Source organism: Streptomyces sp. NPDC056222 (genome assembly GCF_042264065.1).
In the GTDB taxonomy this organism is placed as follows: Bacteria; Actinomycetota; Actinomycetes; order Streptomycetales; family Streptomycetaceae; genus Streptomyces.
In genome coordinates, this window is record NZ_JBHJTL010000042.1 from 51,447 (window position 1) to 67,439 (window position 15,993).

The following is a 15,993-nucleotide window of genomic DNA, read 5'->3' on the forward strand; positions in this document are numbered from 1 at the left end:
CGGTCAGCAGCGCCGCTCCGGCACATGGTCGACCAGAGCGGACAGCAGACCTCCGAGCACCTCGCGCTGATCGACGGTCAATGGAGCAAGGATGTCCTCTGCGGCGGCCCGACGGGCGCTTCGCAACGCGCGCAGCGTGGCGCGCCCCGAGTCGGTGACCTCGATCCTGACCACCCTGCGGTTCGTCGGATCGGCGACGCGGCGCACCCGCCCGGCGGCCTCCAGACCGTCCACGAGGCTGGTCACGGCCCGGGGGACGACCTCCAGGCGCTCGGCGAGATCGGCCATCCGGGGCGGATGGTCGTAGTGCGCGACGGTGCGCAGCAGACGGGACTGCGCGGGGGTGATGCCGATCGGCTCCAGCTGCCGCTTCTGGCTGCGCTGCAGGCGTCGAGTGAGGCGCAGCAGCTGCTCGGCGAGGAGGCCGTCGGCGTCGGGGGTGCTCATGGGGGAACGATATCAGGACCATGTTCATTGTGAGTATAGGTAACAATGAGCTATGCTCTGATCGACTTCAGTTCTCTCACCCCTCGTAGGAGCCCATGCGCCCCCATGAAGAGTCCGAATGGACACCCCCACCGCGTGATCCCGCGCAGCCGAAGGAGCCCACGCAGATGCGGCGCATCCTGCGGCTCTTCCGGCCCTACCGCGGCCGGCTCGCCGTCGTCGGCCTGCTCGTCGGTGCCTCGTCCCTGGTGACGGTCGCTTCGCCCTTCCTGCTGAAGGAGATCCTCGACACCGCGATCCCGCAGGGCCGCACCGGGCTGCTCAGCCTGCTCGCCCTCGGCATGATCGTCACCGCCGTGATGACGAGCGTCTTCGGCGTGCTCCAGACCCTCATCTCCACCACCGTCGGCCAGCGGGTGATGCACGACCTCCGCACCGCGGTCTACGCGCAGCTGCAGCGGATGCCGCTCGCCTTTTTCACGCGTACGCGCACGGGCGAGGTCCAGTCCCGGATCGCCAACGACATCGGCGGGATGCAGGCGACGGTCACCTCGACCGCCACCTCCCTCGTCTCGAACCTCACCGCCGTCGTCGCCACCATCGTCGCCATGCTCGCGCTGGACTGGCGCCTCACCGTCGTCTCGCTGCTCCTGCTCCCGGTCTTCGTCTGGATCAGCCGCCGCGTCGGCCGCGAGCGCAAGAAGATCACCACGCAGCGCCAGAAGCAGATGGCCGTCATGGCCGCGACCGTCACCGAGTCGCTCTCCGTCAGCGGCATCCTGCTCGGCCGGACCATGGGCCGAGCCGACTCGCTCACGAAGTCCTTCGCCGAGGAGTCCGAGCGCCTCGTCGACCTCGAGGTGCGCTCCTCCATGGCCGGACGGTGGCGGATGTCCACCATCGGCATCGTCATGGCCGCCATGCCCGCGCTGATCTACTGGGCCGCCGGCTTCGCGCTCCAGTCGGGCGGACCGGCGATCTCGCTGGGCACCCTCGTCGCCTTCGTCTCGCTCCAGCAGGGCCTGTTCCGGCCCGCCGTGAGCCTGCTGTCCACGGGCGTCCAGATCCAGACCTCCCTCGCCCTCTTCCAGCGGATCTTCGAGTATCTCGACCTCCCCGTCGACATCACCGAGTCCGCCGACCCCACCCGGCTGGAGAAGATCAGCGGCGAGGTGGCGTTCGAGAACGTCGACTTCCACTACGACAGCGAGGCGACCGGCAGGGCCACGCTCGAATCCATCGACCTGACCGTCCCGGCCGGCGGCAGTCTCGCCGTCGTCGGACCCACCGGCTCCGGCAAGTCCACGCTCAGCTACCTGGTGCCCCGGCTCTACGACGTGACCGGCGGACGGGTGCTGATCGACGGTGTCGACGTCCGCGACCTGGACTTCGACAGCCTCGCCCGGGCCGTCGGCGTCGTCTCCCAGGAGACGTACCTCTTCCACGCCTCCGTCGGCGACAACCTGCGCTTCGCCAAGCCCGACGCCACCGACGAGGAGATCGAGGCCGCCGCCCGAGCCGCCCAGATCCACGACCACATCGCCTCGCTGCCGGAGGGCTACGAAACCCTCGTCGGCGAGCGCGGCTACCGCTTCTCCGGCGGCGAGAAACAGCGCCTCGCCATCGCCCGCACCATCCTGCGCGACCCGCCCGTGCTCATCCTCGACGAGGCGACCAGCGCGCTGGACACCCGTACCGAACACGCCGTGCAGCAGGCCATCGACGCGCTCTCCGCCGGCCGCACCACCATCACCATCGCCCACCGGCTCTCCACCGTCCGGGACGCCGACCAGATCGTGGTCCTCGAAGCCGGCCGGATCGCCGAGCGCGGCACACACGAGGAGCTCCTCGAACGGGACGGCCGGTACGCGGCCCTCGTGCGCCGTGACGAACACACGAACGTGGGAGCGGTTGTTCCCCAGAACGTGTGATCGTTCCGGCTTTCGTTGCTCAACTCCCTTGTGACGACTGATGATTACGGTGCGCAAGCGACGGGCTGCAGACCGCGATCGCGCACTGTCCCGCAGATGCACCCTGCACAAGGAGAAAGCACCACCATGAACGTGATCACCAACCTGCTCGCCGGCGTCTTCCACTTCCTGGGCTGGCTCGTCTGACCCTGGTTCGTCCGACTCCGTACGACCGGTACGCGCAGTGCACGGCGCCGTCGGTTCCCCGTCCCAGGGGGCCGGCGGCGCCGCCGCATGTGAGGCTCCGCGGATTCGCGGGTCGGCCGGGTTAGCGTGCGGCCATGACGCACCGGTCCTGGCAGCCCGAACACCGTCGCCGCCGCCCCCGGCTCACCCGCCGGGGCAAATTCGCGCTGCTCCTCGGCGCGGCCCTCGCGGTGGCGGCCGCGATCACCGTGCCGCTGCTGCTCCGCGGGGAGGAGAAGCCCGAGCCCGTCCCCGTGAAGCAGCGGACCCTGCTGATCCCCGAGGGCTTTCGGGCGGGCCAGGTGTACGCGGCCATCGACCGCTCCCTCGGCCTCGCCGAAGGCACCGCCCGCAGCGCGGCGGCAGCCCCGGCCACCGCGCTAGAACTGCCCGCGGCCGCGGGGGGAAACCCCGAGGGCTACCTCTTCCCGGCGACGTACCCCGTGGAGGCCGCGACCACCCCCGAGAGCCTGCTGCGCTACATGGTCTCCACGGCGGGGAAACGCTTCGGCACCGATCACATCGGCGCGGGCGCCCAACGACAGGGCCTCAGCGTGCACCAGACGGTGATCATCGCCAGCATCGTGCAGGCCGAGGCCGACACCGCCGAGGACATGGGCAAGGTCGCCCGGGTCGTCCACAACCGCCTCGCCAAGGGCATGGCGCTTCAGATGGACTCGACCCTCAATTACGCCCTGGGCCGCTCCACCGTGGACACCACCCATGAGGACACGAAGATCGACAGCCCGTACAACACCTATGAGCGTCCTGGGCTGCCGCCGACCCCGATCGGGAACCCCGGCGAGCAGGCGATGGCGGCGTCGGTCGAACCGGCGACGGGCGACTGGCTGTACTTCGTGACCGTGAGGCCGGGGGACACCCGCTTCACCGCCGACTACGCCGAGCACCAGGCGAACGTGGCCGAGTTCAACGAGAATCGCCGAGTGGCGAGGGAGGGGTGACCTCGGGCCCCCAGAGCCTGGTCCGTTCCGATCCGACGCGAATTGTCAGACAGGCTCCAGGCCGTGTCCGATGGGGGTTGCTACGGGTTCCCGCTCCAGAAGGCGGCGGATCTCGGTGACGGCGGCGCGACCGGCACGGTTGGCGCCGATCGTGGAGGCCGAAGGGCCGTACCCGACCAGATGGACGCGCTCGTCGCGTACGGCGCGCGTCCCCTCCACCCGGATGCCGCCACCCGGCTCGCGCAGCCTGAGCGGGGCCAGGTGGTCGATCGCGGCACGGAAGCCGGTCGCCCAGAGGATCGCGTCCGCGTCCACGGTCCGGCCGTCGGCCCAGGCCACACCGGTCGGGGTGATGTGGTCGAACATGGGGTTACGGTCCAGGATTCCGCGCGCCCGAGCGCTCTTGATCGCGTCGGTGAGCGGGAGACCGGTGACGGAGACGACGCTCTGCGGCGGCAGCCCCAGCCGCACGCGCTCCTCGACCATGGCGACGGCCGCCCGGCCCTCCATCTCACCGAACGGTCCCTCGCGGTAGACGGGCTCGCGCCGGGTCACCCATGTCGTCTCCGCCGCGACCTCGGCGATCTCCATCAGATGCTGGGTCCCGGAGGCACCACCACCGACCACGATCACCCGCTGACCGGCGAACTCCTCGGGGCCGGGGTAGTTCGCGGTGTGGAGCTGGCGGCCACGAAACGTCTCCTGGCCCTGGTAGCGGGGCCAGAAGGGACGGTCCCATGTGCCGGTCGCGTTGATCAGTGCACGGGCGGAGTACATGCCCTCCGAGGTCTCGACGAGAAGCCGGCCGCCTTCGCCCTCGCGGACCGCGCCGACCTCGACGGGCCGGTGGACCCGGAGGTCGAAGCGCTCCTCGTACGCCGTGAAGTACGCGCCGATCACCTCGGACGAGGGCCGGCTGTCGTCCGCGCCGGTGAGCTCCATGCCGGGCAGCGCGTGCATCCCGTGGACCTTGCCATAGGTGAGCGAGGGCCAGCGGAACTGCCAGGCACCGCCGGGGCGGGGCGCGTGATCGAGCACGACGAAGTCGCGATCCGGCTCCAGTCCGGTGCGCCGCAGGTGGTAGGCGGCGGAGAGCCCCGCCTGTCCGGCACCGATCACGACCACGTCGACGTCCCGTACGCCCTGCCCGCTCTCAACCCCGAAATCGTTCACGGTTCCACTAACCGCGGTGGGGGCGCGGATCTTCCCGCCCACGGCGCCACCGCATGCGGCGCTCGGTGCCCTCCACCCCAGAAGAGGGCACCGAGCGCCTGCCGACCGGCCGACGCCGTCCCTATCGGCCGCCGCCCGCCACAAGAAGCGGTGCGCCGCCGGGAGCGGAGGCCGGACGTCCGTTCGCCGCCGGAACGCCGAGCAGCGGTGAGGCGGGGATCCTCGGCAGCAGCCCGCGCGCCGCGAGCTCCGGTGTCACGCCCTCCCCGAACCAGTAGGCCTCCTCCAGATGCGGGTACCCCGAGAGCACGAAGTGCTCCACACCCAGGTCGTGGTACTCCTCGATGCGGTCGGCGACATCGGCGTGACTGCCCACCAGGGCCGTGCCGGCCCCACCCCGTACGAGCCCCACGCCCGCCCACAGGTTCGGCGCGATCTCCAGCTTGTCGCGCTCCAGCGAACCGCCGCCGTGCAGCGCCAGCATCCGCTGCTGACCGACCGACTCGCTCCTGCCGAGCGTCGCCTGGGCCGCGGCGATCGTCGCCGGATCCAGATCGCAGAGCAGCCGGTCCGCGGCCGCCCATGCCTCGCGCGAGGAGTCCCGCGAGATGGTGTGCAGCCGGATGCCGAACCGCACCTCGCGCCCGCGTTCCTCGGCGAGCCGCCGGATCCAGTCGATCTTCTCCTTGACCTGCCACGGCGGCTCGCCCCAGGTCAGATACACGTCCGCGTGCTCGGCGGCGACCGGCCCGGCCGCCGCGGACGACCCGCCGAAGAAGATCTCCGGCAAGGGGTCCGGCGGCAGCGCGGTGAGCCCGCCCTCCACCTGGTAGTGCGTGCCGTCGAAGTCGTACGGCTGCCCGCTCCACACGCCCCGGACCACCTTCAGGAACTCGGCCGTCCGCTCGTAACGCCGGTCGTGGTCCAGATGGTCGCCGAAGCGGCGCTGCTCCACCGAGTCGCCGCCGGTGACCACGTTCAGCAGCAGCCGCCCGCGGGTGATCCGCTGGTACGTGGCCGCCATCTGCGCGGCGAGCACGGGCGAGACGACACCCGGGCGGAAGGCGACGAGGAACTTGAGCCGCTCGGTGTGCTGGGCGAGCGCGACCGTCGTCAGCCAGGCGTCCTCGCACCACGTGCCGGTGGGCGTGAGCACGGCCTCGAAGCCCAACTGCTCGGCCGCCTTGGCGATCTGTGTCAGGTACTCGATGTCGGGAGCGCGTACGCCGGTCACGGTCCCGGACCGGGTGATGCCGCCGTCGGTGTAGGCGTGCCGGTCGACGAGGGTCCGGCCGTCGCCGCCCGTCGGCAGGAACCAGTGCAGATGGACAGTCATCGGAAGCAGGCCTTTCCGTAGCTGCGCGCCGGGGTGGTGGACGGCGGCAGGTTCTTGTCGATGCGGTTGTCGACGTGGTCGCCGAAGTCGAACGTCGTCGGAATCGCCTTCAGTTGGGCGAAGGTGTCGGCGGGTTTGACGAGACGCCGATCGCGCCGCTCAACGCCGGACCGACGGCTACGCGTTGGAGCGAGACGCCCAGGGAGTGCGGTGAGGGTACGCCTCGGCGACCGTGGGCGCCGAGGGCGCGCGCACGGGTGTCAGCGCAGGTGAGTCAGGGGGTGAGAGGGCGTCAGTAGCCGCGGGGACACGCGGCGGAGGCCACCCGCAGCAGGTCGATGTGACCGCGCGTGGTGAGCAGGGCTGTACGCAACATGGCGTGAACGTAGCGACCCGTTCCGGTGCTGGTCAACGGTGTCTCGGAGCGTGGACGCGCGATCCCGTGGTACGGACGGCAGGATGCCTCCATGGCATTCACCACCACGGTCCTCACCTTCATCACCGGCACCACCGAAACGGTCACCGACCTGACCTCGGCCTGCACCGATTTCCTCAACCGCGCGGCCCAGGGCGGCGACGGCCTCCTCAACCTCTTCGTCCCCCACGCCACGGCCGGTCTGGCGATCCTCGAGACGGGCGCGGGCAGCGACAAGGACCTCCTGTCCGCCCTCCACCACCTCCTCCCGGCCGACGACCGCTGGCAACACCGCCACGGCTCCCCGGGCCACGGCCGCGACCACGTCCTGCCGGCATTGGTCCCGCCCCACGCGACGGTGCCGGTGATCAGGGGCGGGCTGGAGCTGGGAACGTGGCAGTCGATCTGCCTGGTGGACACGAACAAGGACAACGCGGAGCGGCAGGTGCGGCTGAGCTTCCTGGGCTGATCGAGCCCGTCACGCGGGTCGCCCGCGTCGGCGGGTCCACACAGCCGGAGGCCCCGCGGAACGTCCATCCGTTGCGGGGGACGTCCGGCGGGGCCTCGGGGTCAGCGTACGTCGTAGGCGCGGGTGACCGTCTGGCGGACGGAGTTGCCGTTCGCGTCGGTCAGTTCGGCCCGCAGGGTGACCTGTCGGCCGGAGGCCGCCGCGTGGTCCACGGTCGCGGTCCACCGACCGTCGTGCCGGGCGACCGGGGCCGCGGTCCAGGTCGCGCCGCCGTCGTACGAGTACGACAGCGCGGCGGAGACGAGAGCGGCGGGCGTGTAGCCGCCATGACCGGTCGCGGTCAGGGTGATCTTCTGACCGGCCTTCGCGGCGAGGGTCTTGGCGCCGTCCTCGGGCAGCCCGTAGCGGGGGAAGAGGATCGGCACGGGCTGGGAGTAGACGTTCTCGTCACGTGCGGAGCGGAACCGCCAGAGGGTGTCGATCGCGGTCGACCGCTGCCAGACCTTGGCCGGCGTACCGATCTTCTGGATGAACTGCTCGAGCTCGTAGGTGCCCTCTTGCGCCGGGACGTCGAAGACCCCGTAGGGGTAGATGGACCGGCCGATCTCCTGCCCGTCGTGGCGCAGGCGGAGATTGCCGATGTCCCCGAACGATCCGGCCTCGCCATGGTGGGTGCCGTCGCCCCACATCGCGGTGGCGAAGCCGATCAGGTCGCCCTGGCGTTCGGCGGCCAGGAGGGGCTTTCCGGCGACGTCGATCGGGGCGCGCGGGGCGATGACACCGTCGTACCAGTCCTCGTCGCGCCGCTCTCCCGTCCCGTACGCGCGTGGTGCGGCGACCATGAACTCGCCCCAGGGGAAGCTGCTGGAGAGGTAACGCCGCCAGGTGGTGTCGCCGGGGGTGAAGAAGTCGGTCCGGGTGCCGGGCACCGCGACGCTGTCGAAGGGCACCAGCACCTGCGAGCCGTCCGGCCGGCCGGCCAGCACGGTGTCGATGTAGTCGGTGGCGACGCCCATGGAGTGGTACGTCGACCTGCTCCGGCCGAGGCGGTCGTCGTCGACGCGGTACGTACGGTCCTCGTCGATCTCGCCGCGCTGCGGGAAGGCGAGGGTGTACGTGTACGGGCTCTTCGCGGTGGCCTTCCAGCGGAGCGTGACCCCGCCGGTCGCCAGCCGGTCCAGCAACGCCTCGGCCTCGGCGGACTCGACGGCGAGAGCCGGGAGTTCGGCGCCGGTGCCGATGGTGGGCAGCCAGCGGCCGGGGGCGGTGCGGTGGGCGAGGACGGCCTTCGCGCCCGCGGCCTTGGCGTTGCGGACGTGCTGGGCGACGCTCGCCGTGCCGTCCGCGATGCGGACCAGGGCGATCTTGCCCTGGACACCGGCGGCCGCGAGTTCCTCGGCCGTTCCGGACTTGGCGTCGACGAGAGGCGCCTCGCCCGTTCCATCGAGGTTGACCGAGCCCGTCGAGGCGGTGACGGGGTGCAGGCTCCCGCCCCCGACGACGGCGAACTCGGAGATCAGCGGCGCCGCGGCCCGCCAGTAGCTGGCGAACTCGAAGTCCCCGTCGCTCGCCTCGCCCTCGACGGAGGCGTAGAAGCCGCGAAGGGTACGGCCGCCGGAGAGGGTTCCGGAGTGCCCCCAGGTGCCGTCCCAGGACCGCGCGAAGCTCAGCATCCCGCTGCGCACCTCGGTCGTGCGGTCGGTGCGCAGCCGCAGTCGGTGCGCTCGGCGGGCGTCGAGGACGACGGTGGTGTCCTTCGTCAGCTCGATCTGCGGGCGGCCCAGGTACGTGATCGAGTCGACGAGCCCGGTAGCCTCGCCGGCGTCGGGGGTGACGACGTAGCCGGACAGGAAGTAGCTGCCGGCGCGCAGCCGGTACGTCTGCTCCGCCGCGCCGCCGTTGTAGCGGCGCTCGCCGTCGGCGGTGTCGGTGCTGACGATGTCCAGTACGGAGGCGCCCGTGGCCGGCCGGCCGAGTCGGTCCACGGTCTTCACCCGCAGGGTGACGGTGCGCGGCTCGACGTACAGGGAGAACGGCGTGGAGACGCTGACGCCGTCGGCGGTGGCGAGGATCCGGCCGGTGACGTCGCCGTACTGGCCGGGCTCCAGCCGGGCGGCCGGGTTCAGCACGAGCGGGACCTCGACGGTGGCTCCGGCGGGGACGGTGACGCTGCGCGCGCCGAGGCGGGCGACCGGGGAGACAACCCGGGAGCCGTCGTTGCCGGTGACGCGCTGGAGAGCGACGTTCAGCTTCACCGGCCGGTCGCCCGTGTTGGTGTACGGAATGCCGACCGTGGTGCGGTCACCGGCGTCCTGGGGCCAGTTGAAGGACCCGCCCTGGACGGCCGGCGTGCCGAGCACCGTCGCGTCGACGGCCGACTTGACGGCGAGCCGGCCGCCGCCGGTCTCGCGGGCGTCGCCGGGGACGTCGGCCTTCGCCGAGGAGACGAGGGCGGCCTTGATCTGCTGGGCGGTCCAGTCGGGGTGCCGCTGCTTGACGACGGCGGCGGCGCCCGCGACGTGCGGAGTGGCCATCGACGTACCGGACATCGAGCGGTAGGCGTACACCCCGCGCCCGCCCGTGGCGGCGGCGGAGATGCCCACCCCGGGGGCGGCGATCTCGGGCTTGAGCGTGTGCGAGACGCGGGCCGGGCCGCGGCTGGAGAACGGGGCGGTGGAGTCGTCGCGGTCGACGGCGCCGACGGTGAGGACACTGGGGGCGCAGCCGGGCGAGGAGACGGTGTTCAGCCCCGGGCCGGAGTTCCCGGCGGCCACGACGAACAACGTGTCCGTGGACCGGGCGAGTTGTTCCGTCGCGGCGCTCATCGGGTCGGTGCAGTCGGTCGGAGCCGGGTTGCCGAGGCTCATGGAGACGACGTCGGCGCCCTGGGCGACGGCCCACTCCATGCCCGCGATGATCCAGGAGGTGGCGCCGGAGCCGGAGTCGTTGAGGACCTTGCCGTTGAGGAGGTCCGCGCCCGGTGCGACGCCCTTCTTCCTGCCGTCGCTCGCCGCTCCCGATCCTCCTGCGGTGGAGATCGTGTGGGTGCCGTGGCCCTGGAGGTCTCCGGTGCCGGCGGAGTCGGTGAAGTTGCGGGACGCGGTGATCCGGCCCTTCAGATCCGGGTGCTCGGCGTCGGCGCCGGTGTCGAGGACGGCGACCTTGGTGCCCTTGCCGTCGTAGCCGGCGGCCCAGGCGAGGTCGGCGCCGACCTGTGCGGTGGACCGTTCGAGCGTCGCCTCGACCTTGCGGTCCAGCCAGACCTTCGTGACGTCGGCGCCGGAGCGGGAGCGGCTCGAGGTGATGTCGGCCCAGAAGGCGGAGGCGTTCTTCTTGTCGGCCTTGAGGGCCACCCCGTGGGCCGCCTTCAGCACCGGGCCGCGTGCCGCGCCGCGCGGGGACGTCGGCACGGAGCGGGCCACGTCGACGGAGGAGTCGTAGACGGCGATCAGCGGGAGGTCCGTGGTGCGGGAGTCGTCGTAGCCCTGCCGGATCAGGCCGGTCACGTTGAAGAGTTCCTCGTCGACGCGGTCCGCGGCGAGCGGCTCGGCGGCGCCGTCGGGGTAGACGTACAGGTCCTTGCCCGACTGGCGGGTCTCGAGGAGCGGGACGCTGCCGTCGTCACCCGGCAGCGCCGTCGCGGAGGAGCGACCGGAGCGGTCCGTGGTCACCTGGACCCGGTCGCCGGTGACGAGGGTGACCGTCACGGCCTTGTCCGTGCGCTGCGCGGCCGCCTGCGCGCCGACGAGCGGTCTCTCGCCGGCGCCGCCGACCGCCGGTTGGGCGGCCACGGACGGCATGAGCGCGGTGACGGCGAGGACGGCGGCGGTCGCCGCCCCCAGGGCCGTACGCGATATCGGGCGCATCGTTCTCCCTTGGTCGTTGCTGCTGCGGTGGCGACACCTTGGCAAAGGAGACGAGCGGTGCGGAACGGCCCTCGCGGGCGGGAAGGTGCCGCGGCCGTTTCCCGCCATGGGGCCGGTGGAAGGACACCCTCCGGAAAGGGGGTCCGGAGTGCTCGGAGCAGTGGGACTCGACGACACGCAGGAGGCGGCGTACCGCAGTCTCGTTCGGCTCGGCGGCGCCGACGTGCCCGAACTCGCGCGTCGGCTCGCGCTCGCCGAGACCTCGGTGGCTGCCGTGCTGCGCCACCTCGAGGAGCGGGGCCTCGCGGCACGGCCCGACGCCGCCGCGGAACGCTGGGTGGCGGCTCCGCCCGGGGTCGCCCTCGGCGCGCTGCTCACCCGGCAGCGACAGGTGCTGGACGGGGCCGAACGGGCGGCGGCGCTGCTGGCGGACGCGTACCGCTTCGAGGCGGCGCGGCCCGCGGTGCACGACCTGGTGGAGGTGGTGACAGGGGCGACCGCTGTCTCGCACCGATTCCTCCAGCTGCAGATGGGCGCGGTGGAGGAGCTGTGCGTGCTGGTCACCGGCACACCGGTCGCCGTCACGCCGATGGAGAACCCGGTCGAGGACGAGGCCGTGGCTCGGGGAGTCTCCTACCGCGTGGTGCTGGAGCGCGAGGCTCTGGTGCTGCCGGGCCAGCTTTCCGAACTGGTCGTGGGGCTCGGGCGCCGGCAGGAGGTCCGGCTGGTCGAGAAGGTTCCGACGAAGCTGGTGGTGGCCGACCGCACGCTGGCGATGGTGCCGCTCGGTGACCACGGCTCCGACCCCGCCGCTCTGGTGATCCACGCGAGCGGGGTTCTGGACCTGCTGATGGGTCTGTTCGAGCGGGTGTGGAAGAGCGCGCTGCCGCTCCAGCTCGGCGGGGGCGGGAAGGTGATCGAGGACGAGCCCGTCGAACCCGCCGGACCCGATGCGACCGACCTCCAGATCCTCGCCCTGCTCCTGGTCGGTATGACGGATGCGAGCATCGCCAAACAGTTGCGGATGGGTCTGCGTACCGTGAAGCGGCGCGTGAAAGGGATGATGAACCTGTCGGGCGGCACCACCAGGATCCAACTGGGGTGGCGCGCTTACGAGCTCGGCTGGATCGCCGGCCCGCCGAGGGCACCGTGACGGGCTCGCCCCCACGGCGCCGCGCGCGGCGGAGCTCGGGGCGATGTCCGGTCGCACCGAAGGTTCGCGGTGGTCCCTCCCCGGGTCGGTAGGGGCTGCCGGGCGCCGGAGGCGCAAGGCCTTCCTCTCCGGTGTCCGGCGCCGTGTGCTCGGCGTACGCGCGTTCGGATAACCTGACCGTGCCGGGCGAGCCCGGCTCGGGTACAGGGGCCGCCATGGTGGAACGCAGGGGACGAACGGGCAGAGGCAGAACTCAGGTGAGAGACGGAGACCGGGCGTGTGCCCGTCGCGAGCCCGTTGGGAAGGGTTTCTCGGAACGGGCGGCGCAGGACGCCTGCCTCGGCCCGGCCCCGAGGGCGAGGCGCCGTGGATGACGTCGCGCTCACGGCCGCCGCTCTGTACGTCATCGTTCTCCTACGAGCTGGAGGGACGTTCGCCGTCGGGTGGCTCGCCGGTGCCGGGGCCAGGCGCAGCAGGCTCGCCGGGCGTATCTCCGCGGCCAAGTTCATGCGTGCGGAACACGCGATCCAGCGGTGGGGCGCGCCGGTGGTGGCCATCTCCTTCCTGACCGTCGGTTTCCAGACCGCCGCCAACTTCATCGCCGGCAGCATGCGCATGCCCCTGCGGCGCTATCTCCCCGCACTGTTCGTGGGGGGAGCGGCCTGGGCGTTGGTGTACGCGACCGCCGGGCTCGGGGCACTCGAGATACTGGCGCGACTGTTCGCCGAGCGGACGGCACTCGGGGTCGCCGCGGTCGCCGCCCTCCTCCTCGCGGTGTGCGGTGTGGTGGTGTACCGACGACGCAGGGCCGCTCGGTCCCCGTCCGCCGATGCCGCCGCCGAAGAGTCCTGAGCTGGTCCGGCACCACGCACGCCGCGCGGGAGCGCTGCCTCGGCCGGCCGTTCAGCCCTGACGTGAAGGGCCGCCGCGGGGGGCGCCGCGTCCTGCCGCGTCATGGGCCGCGAGCGCGGCGTGCAGGGTGACCAGATCGGCGCCCCGGGAGGCGTCCAGTCCGGTGAGATCCGTCGCCTTGCGCAGGCGGTAGTCCACGGTGTTCGGATGGACCTGGAGCCGGGCTGCTGCCCGGCGACGGTCGAGGCTGCAGGCGAGGAAGGTACGCAGGGTGGCGAGCAGTTCCGGGCGGGTGTCCAGCGGGTCGAGCAGCGCGGCGAGCCCTTCCCTGGCCGGGCTCGGACGGCTCAGCTGATATTCGAGCAGTACGTCGTCGAGCAGGTACAGTCCGGGCTCATGGCCGGATGCCTCGGCCACCTCACGTACCTCGCCGGCCAACCGGGCGGCGTCCGCGACGCCCTCCGGTGGCGCGGCGGCCGCCCCGGCCAGCACCTCGGCGCCGCACATCCGGCCCAGCTCGACCACCAGTCGGGAGAGCCGCTCCCGGTCCGCAGGGCCGAAGGCGGCGGCCGGCGCCTCGTACGGGACGAGGACCAGCCCTCCGCCGTCCGACAGCACGGAGAGCGCAACTCCCGCCGTCTGCCGATGCAGTTCGTTGCGCAGCCGCCGGAGTTTGCGGCGAGCGGCGACCGCGTGGTTCACGCCGGGCACCAGCTCGTCCGGGTGCCGTCCCACGGAGATGCTCAGCACCAGGTAGCAAGGCGGCAGACGGATGCCGGCGCGGTCGGCCGCGGCCTTGGGGCTGCCGCCTTCCAGCAGTCGGGACAGCAGCGACTGCAGGGCGACCTGCTGGTCGCTCAGCGCCGTCTGCCGCTCCTGCACGTACCCGGCGGCGACCGCACAGCTCACCAGCCTGAGATACACGAGCAGCTGACGCTGGACCAGTAACACGTCGCCGATGTCGCCCGGTTCGGCCGCCGGAAAGACATGGGCGGCGCACTCCTCCGCACCGAGGTGATAGGCGCCGACCACGGCCTCCAGCGGCACTCCCTCGTCGGCACGCCGAGCCGACGACTCGCGGATCGCCGCTTGCTCCGACTGATCCGGCAGCTCGCCGGTGCGCAGCATCTCGGCGAAGCTCCGGATGCCGCGCGTCACCTGTTTGGCGATGTCGCCACCGAGCTGTTCCGACGGCAGCCTTCCGTAGACGGGCAGTTGTTCGACGAGCCGGACCATGACCGCACGCTCGAGCGCACCGGCGGCGGCCTGGAGCCGGTCGTAGACCGGAACGCCGCCGAAGCGCGGCACCGAGTCGTGTGCCGCGGCGTTGGATGCGGTCACAATCCACCTCGCAAATCTCTGTTTTCCGCCCTGGAGACGCGGCGGCGCACCGCCTCCATCATGTTTCCGGGACATCTCCTACCGGTTGGTAACACGTCAGGCCGGTGAATTGCCAGACGTGGCGGACCGCGGCCGCGTCATGCATCGGATCTCCCCGTACGACCTGACCGCACCCCAGAGCCGCCATCCCCGAACCTCCACCCGCCGTACAGGAAGACCGTCACACCCCGACTCGCCTTCGCACCGATCCGGCGCCCGGAATCTCCGGGCAGGGAGCCGCCAACCCTCTGCCGGTCGTGCCGTTTTCGAGCCCTCAGGCCGGTCGGCCCCCCACTCAGGAATCGAGGAAGCCATGTCCAAGACGGCAGTTCGTCCGATTTCCATCGCTGTCGCCATCGCGGCGGCCATGACCGCCGCGCCGGCGGCCACCGCCACCGCGTCCGTGCAGGCCGCGACCACGACGACGGCCACGTCCGCCGCGAGCGACCCGTTCTACACCTACGACGGCAGCGAGCCCCTGTCGTCGTTCGCCCCGGGCGCCGTGCTGAAGACGCGGACGCTGCAGTACCACCTCGTCGGCATTCCCACGCCGTTGAAGGCGATCCAGCTGCTCTACCGCAGCACCGACGCCCAGGGACGCCCGGCCGCCAACGTGACCACAGTGGTGCGCAGCCTCACGGGTGACGGAAGCAGGGCCGTGTCGTACCAGTCGTTCTACGACTCGCTGAACCCGGAGGACGGGCCGTCCCGCGCCATCGCCGGCGACCTCACCCTCGGCGGCGTGATCCCCAACGCCGAGGCCGTCTTCATGACGCCGCTGCTGGCGAAGGGCTACACCCTCGTCATCCCGGACACCCAGGGCCAGCGGGCAGCCTTCGCCGCCGGACCCGAGTACGGAACCAACACCCTGGACTCGATCCGTGCCGCGACCGGTTCCGCGGAGACGGGGCTGAGCGACAACACCAGGTTCGGTCTCATGGGTTACTCGGGCGGTGCCATCGCCACGAACTGGGCAGCCGCGATGGCACCGGCCTACGCGCCGGACGTGAACCGGAAGTTGGTCGGCTTCGCCGAGGGCGGCCTGCTCGTGACCCCGGCGCACAACCTGAAGTACGTGGACGGGTCCCTCGCCTGGTCGGGCGTCATCCCCATGGCGATCATCGGCGTCTCCCGCTCCTTCGACATCGACGTCAAGCCCTACCTGAGCGGCTACGGCCTCAAGGTGTACGCGGAGCTGGAGAAGGGCTCCATCGTCAACGCCCTCGGCCGCTACCCGGGTCTGACCTGGAAGAAGATGGCGAAGCCCGAGTACGAGAACATCAACTCCGTCCCTGAGATCGTCACGGCGGTGAACCGGATCAACCTCGGCTCCGCCGCCACCCCGACCATCCCCGGGTTCATCGCCCAGGGCGACGCGGGCGTCCTGGAGGGAACCTTCAGCAACCGCCCGGGGATCGGCACGGGTGACGGCGTCATGGTCGCCGGGGACGTGCGCGCGCTCGCCCGGCAGTACTGCGCCACCGGCAACACCGCCATCACGTACCGGCAGCACGAGCTGCTCAGCCACGTCGGCGTGCCCGTCATCTGGGCCCCGCACGCGATGGACTGGCTCGATGCCCGCTTCGCGGGCCGGACGGCCCCTTCCGACTGCGGCCGCATCCCCGCAGGCAACTCGCTGGCACCGGAGGAGCCGACGTCGTCGTCCTGACCCCTGTGGTGGGGGCGGGCGGGGGACCGCGGCGGGGCCCCACCCCCGCGGACCCCCCGGGGGGGGGGCGCGCCCGCGGGGGGCCGGGGGGGTGGGGGAGGGCGCCCGAGGGGGC

The 15,993-nt window shown here is 71.8% G+C and carries 11 protein-coding genes; 6 read left to right on the top strand and 5 right to left on the bottom strand.

Annotation, left to right across the window (positions count from 1 at the left end; translation table 11 throughout):
- Positions 1-3: 3 nt before the first annotated feature.
- A complete protein-coding gene (locus ACFC0D_RS20780) occupies positions 4-447 on the bottom strand; it encodes a MarR family winged helix-turn-helix transcriptional regulator (protein WP_376437868.1) in 444 nt (147 codons plus the stop codon).
- Positions 448-542: 95 nt separating this feature from the next.
- Between ACFC0D_RS20780 and ACFC0D_RS20785 the strand changes: the two genes are divergently transcribed.
- Positions 543-2,378 (top strand): ABC transporter ATP-binding protein, encoded by a 1,836-nt coding sequence (locus ACFC0D_RS20785; protein WP_376437871.1) that lies wholly within the window; start codon positions 543-545, stop codon positions 2,376-2,378.
- Positions 2,379-2,698: 320 nt separating this feature from the next.
- Entirely contained in the window at positions 2,699-3,565 is an 867-nt protein-coding gene (gene mltG, locus ACFC0D_RS20790) for an endolytic transglycosylase MltG (RefSeq protein ID WP_376437874.1), read from the top strand.
- Between the two features lie 45 nt (positions 3,566-3,610).
- On the opposite strand, the gene ACFC0D_RS20795 is transcribed toward mltG, so the two are convergent.
- Positions 3,611-4,738 (bottom strand): NAD(P)-binding domain-containing protein, encoded by a 1,128-nt coding sequence (locus ACFC0D_RS20795; protein ID WP_376437876.1) that lies wholly within the window; start codon positions 4,736-4,738, stop codon positions 3,611-3,613.
- Between the two features lie 121 nt (positions 4,739-4,859).
- Positions 4,860-6,074 carry an LLM class flavin-dependent oxidoreductase gene (locus ACFC0D_RS20800; RefSeq protein WP_376437878.1) on the bottom strand — a complete coding sequence of 405 codons (1,215 nt, stop codon included), beginning with the start codon at positions 6,072-6,074 and terminating at the stop codon, positions 4,860-4,862.
- Positions 6,075-6,541: 467 nt separating this feature from the next.
- Here ACFC0D_RS20800 and ACFC0D_RS20805 point away from each other — a divergent pair, with 467 nt between their 5' ends.
- The gene (locus tag ACFC0D_RS20805) at positions 6,542-6,958 is read left to right on the top strand and encodes a YjbQ family protein (protein WP_376437881.1); all 417 of its coding nucleotides are present in this window, start codon (positions 6,542-6,544) and stop codon (positions 6,956-6,958) included.
- Positions 6,959-7,059: 101 nt separating this feature from the next.
- Here the strand turns inward: ACFC0D_RS20805 and ACFC0D_RS20810 are convergent, their stop codons facing one another.
- On the bottom strand, positions 7,060-10,824 hold the full coding sequence (locus tag ACFC0D_RS20810) for a S8 family serine peptidase (protein ID WP_376437884.1): 3,765 nt from the start codon (positions 10,822-10,824) through the stop codon (positions 7,060-7,062).
- Positions 10,825-10,972: 148 nt separating this feature from the next.
- On the opposite strand from ACFC0D_RS20810, the gene ACFC0D_RS20815 reads away from it, so the two are divergent.
- Positions 10,973-11,977 (top strand): helix-turn-helix domain-containing protein, encoded by a 1,005-nt coding sequence (locus ACFC0D_RS20815; protein ID WP_376437886.1) that lies wholly within the window; start codon positions 10,973-10,975, stop codon positions 11,975-11,977.
- A gap of 366 nt (positions 11,978-12,343) precedes the next feature.
- The gene (locus tag ACFC0D_RS20820) at positions 12,344-12,829 is read left to right on the top strand and encodes a DedA family protein (protein WP_376437889.1); all 486 of its coding nucleotides are present in this window, start codon (positions 12,344-12,346) and stop codon (positions 12,827-12,829) included.
- Between the two features lie 51 nt (positions 12,830-12,880).
- On the opposite strand, the gene ACFC0D_RS20825 is transcribed toward ACFC0D_RS20820, so the two are convergent.
- The gene (locus tag ACFC0D_RS20825; RefSeq protein WP_376437891.1) at positions 12,881-14,170 is read right to left on the bottom strand and encodes a PucR family transcriptional regulator; all 1,290 of its coding nucleotides are present in this window, start codon (positions 14,168-14,170) and stop codon (positions 12,881-12,883) included.
- 352 nt (positions 14,171-14,522) lie between these two features.
- Between ACFC0D_RS20825 and ACFC0D_RS20830 the strand changes: the two genes are divergently transcribed.
- Positions 14,523-15,878: a lipase family protein gene (locus tag ACFC0D_RS20830; RefSeq protein ID WP_376437893.1), complete on the top strand. Its 1,356-nt coding sequence runs from the start codon at positions 14,523-14,525 to the stop codon at positions 15,876-15,878.
- The last annotated feature ends 115 nt before the right edge of the window (positions 15,879-15,993 follow it).

What these genes read in the sequence shown, in the direction of transcription:
- ACFC0D_RS20780 (WP_376437868.1), bottom strand. Translation starts at nt 447, where the DNA reads ATGAGCACCCCCGACGCCGACGGCCTCCTCGCCGAGCAGCTGCTGCGC.
- ACFC0D_RS20785 (WP_376437871.1), top strand. Translation starts at nt 543, where the DNA reads ATGCGCCCCCATGAAGAGTCCGAATGGACACCCCCACCGCGTGATCCC.
- mltG (WP_376437874.1), top strand. Translation starts at nt 2,699, where the DNA reads ATGACGCACCGGTCCTGGCAGCCCGAACACCGTCGCCGCCGCCCCCGG.
- ACFC0D_RS20800 (WP_376437878.1), bottom strand. Translation starts at nt 6,074, where the DNA reads ATGACTGTCCATCTGCACTGGTTCCTGCCGACGGGCGGCGACGGCCGG.
- ACFC0D_RS20805 (WP_376437881.1), top strand. Translation starts at nt 6,542, where the DNA reads ATGGCATTCACCACCACGGTCCTCACCTTCATCACCGGCACCACCGAA.
- ACFC0D_RS20810 (WP_376437884.1), bottom strand. Translation starts at nt 10,824, where the DNA reads ATGCGCCCGATATCGCGTACGGCCCTGGGGGCGGCGACCGCCGCCGTC.
- ACFC0D_RS20830 (WP_376437893.1), top strand. Translation starts at nt 14,523, where the DNA reads ATGTCCAAGACGGCAGTTCGTCCGATTTCCATCGCTGTCGCCATCGCG.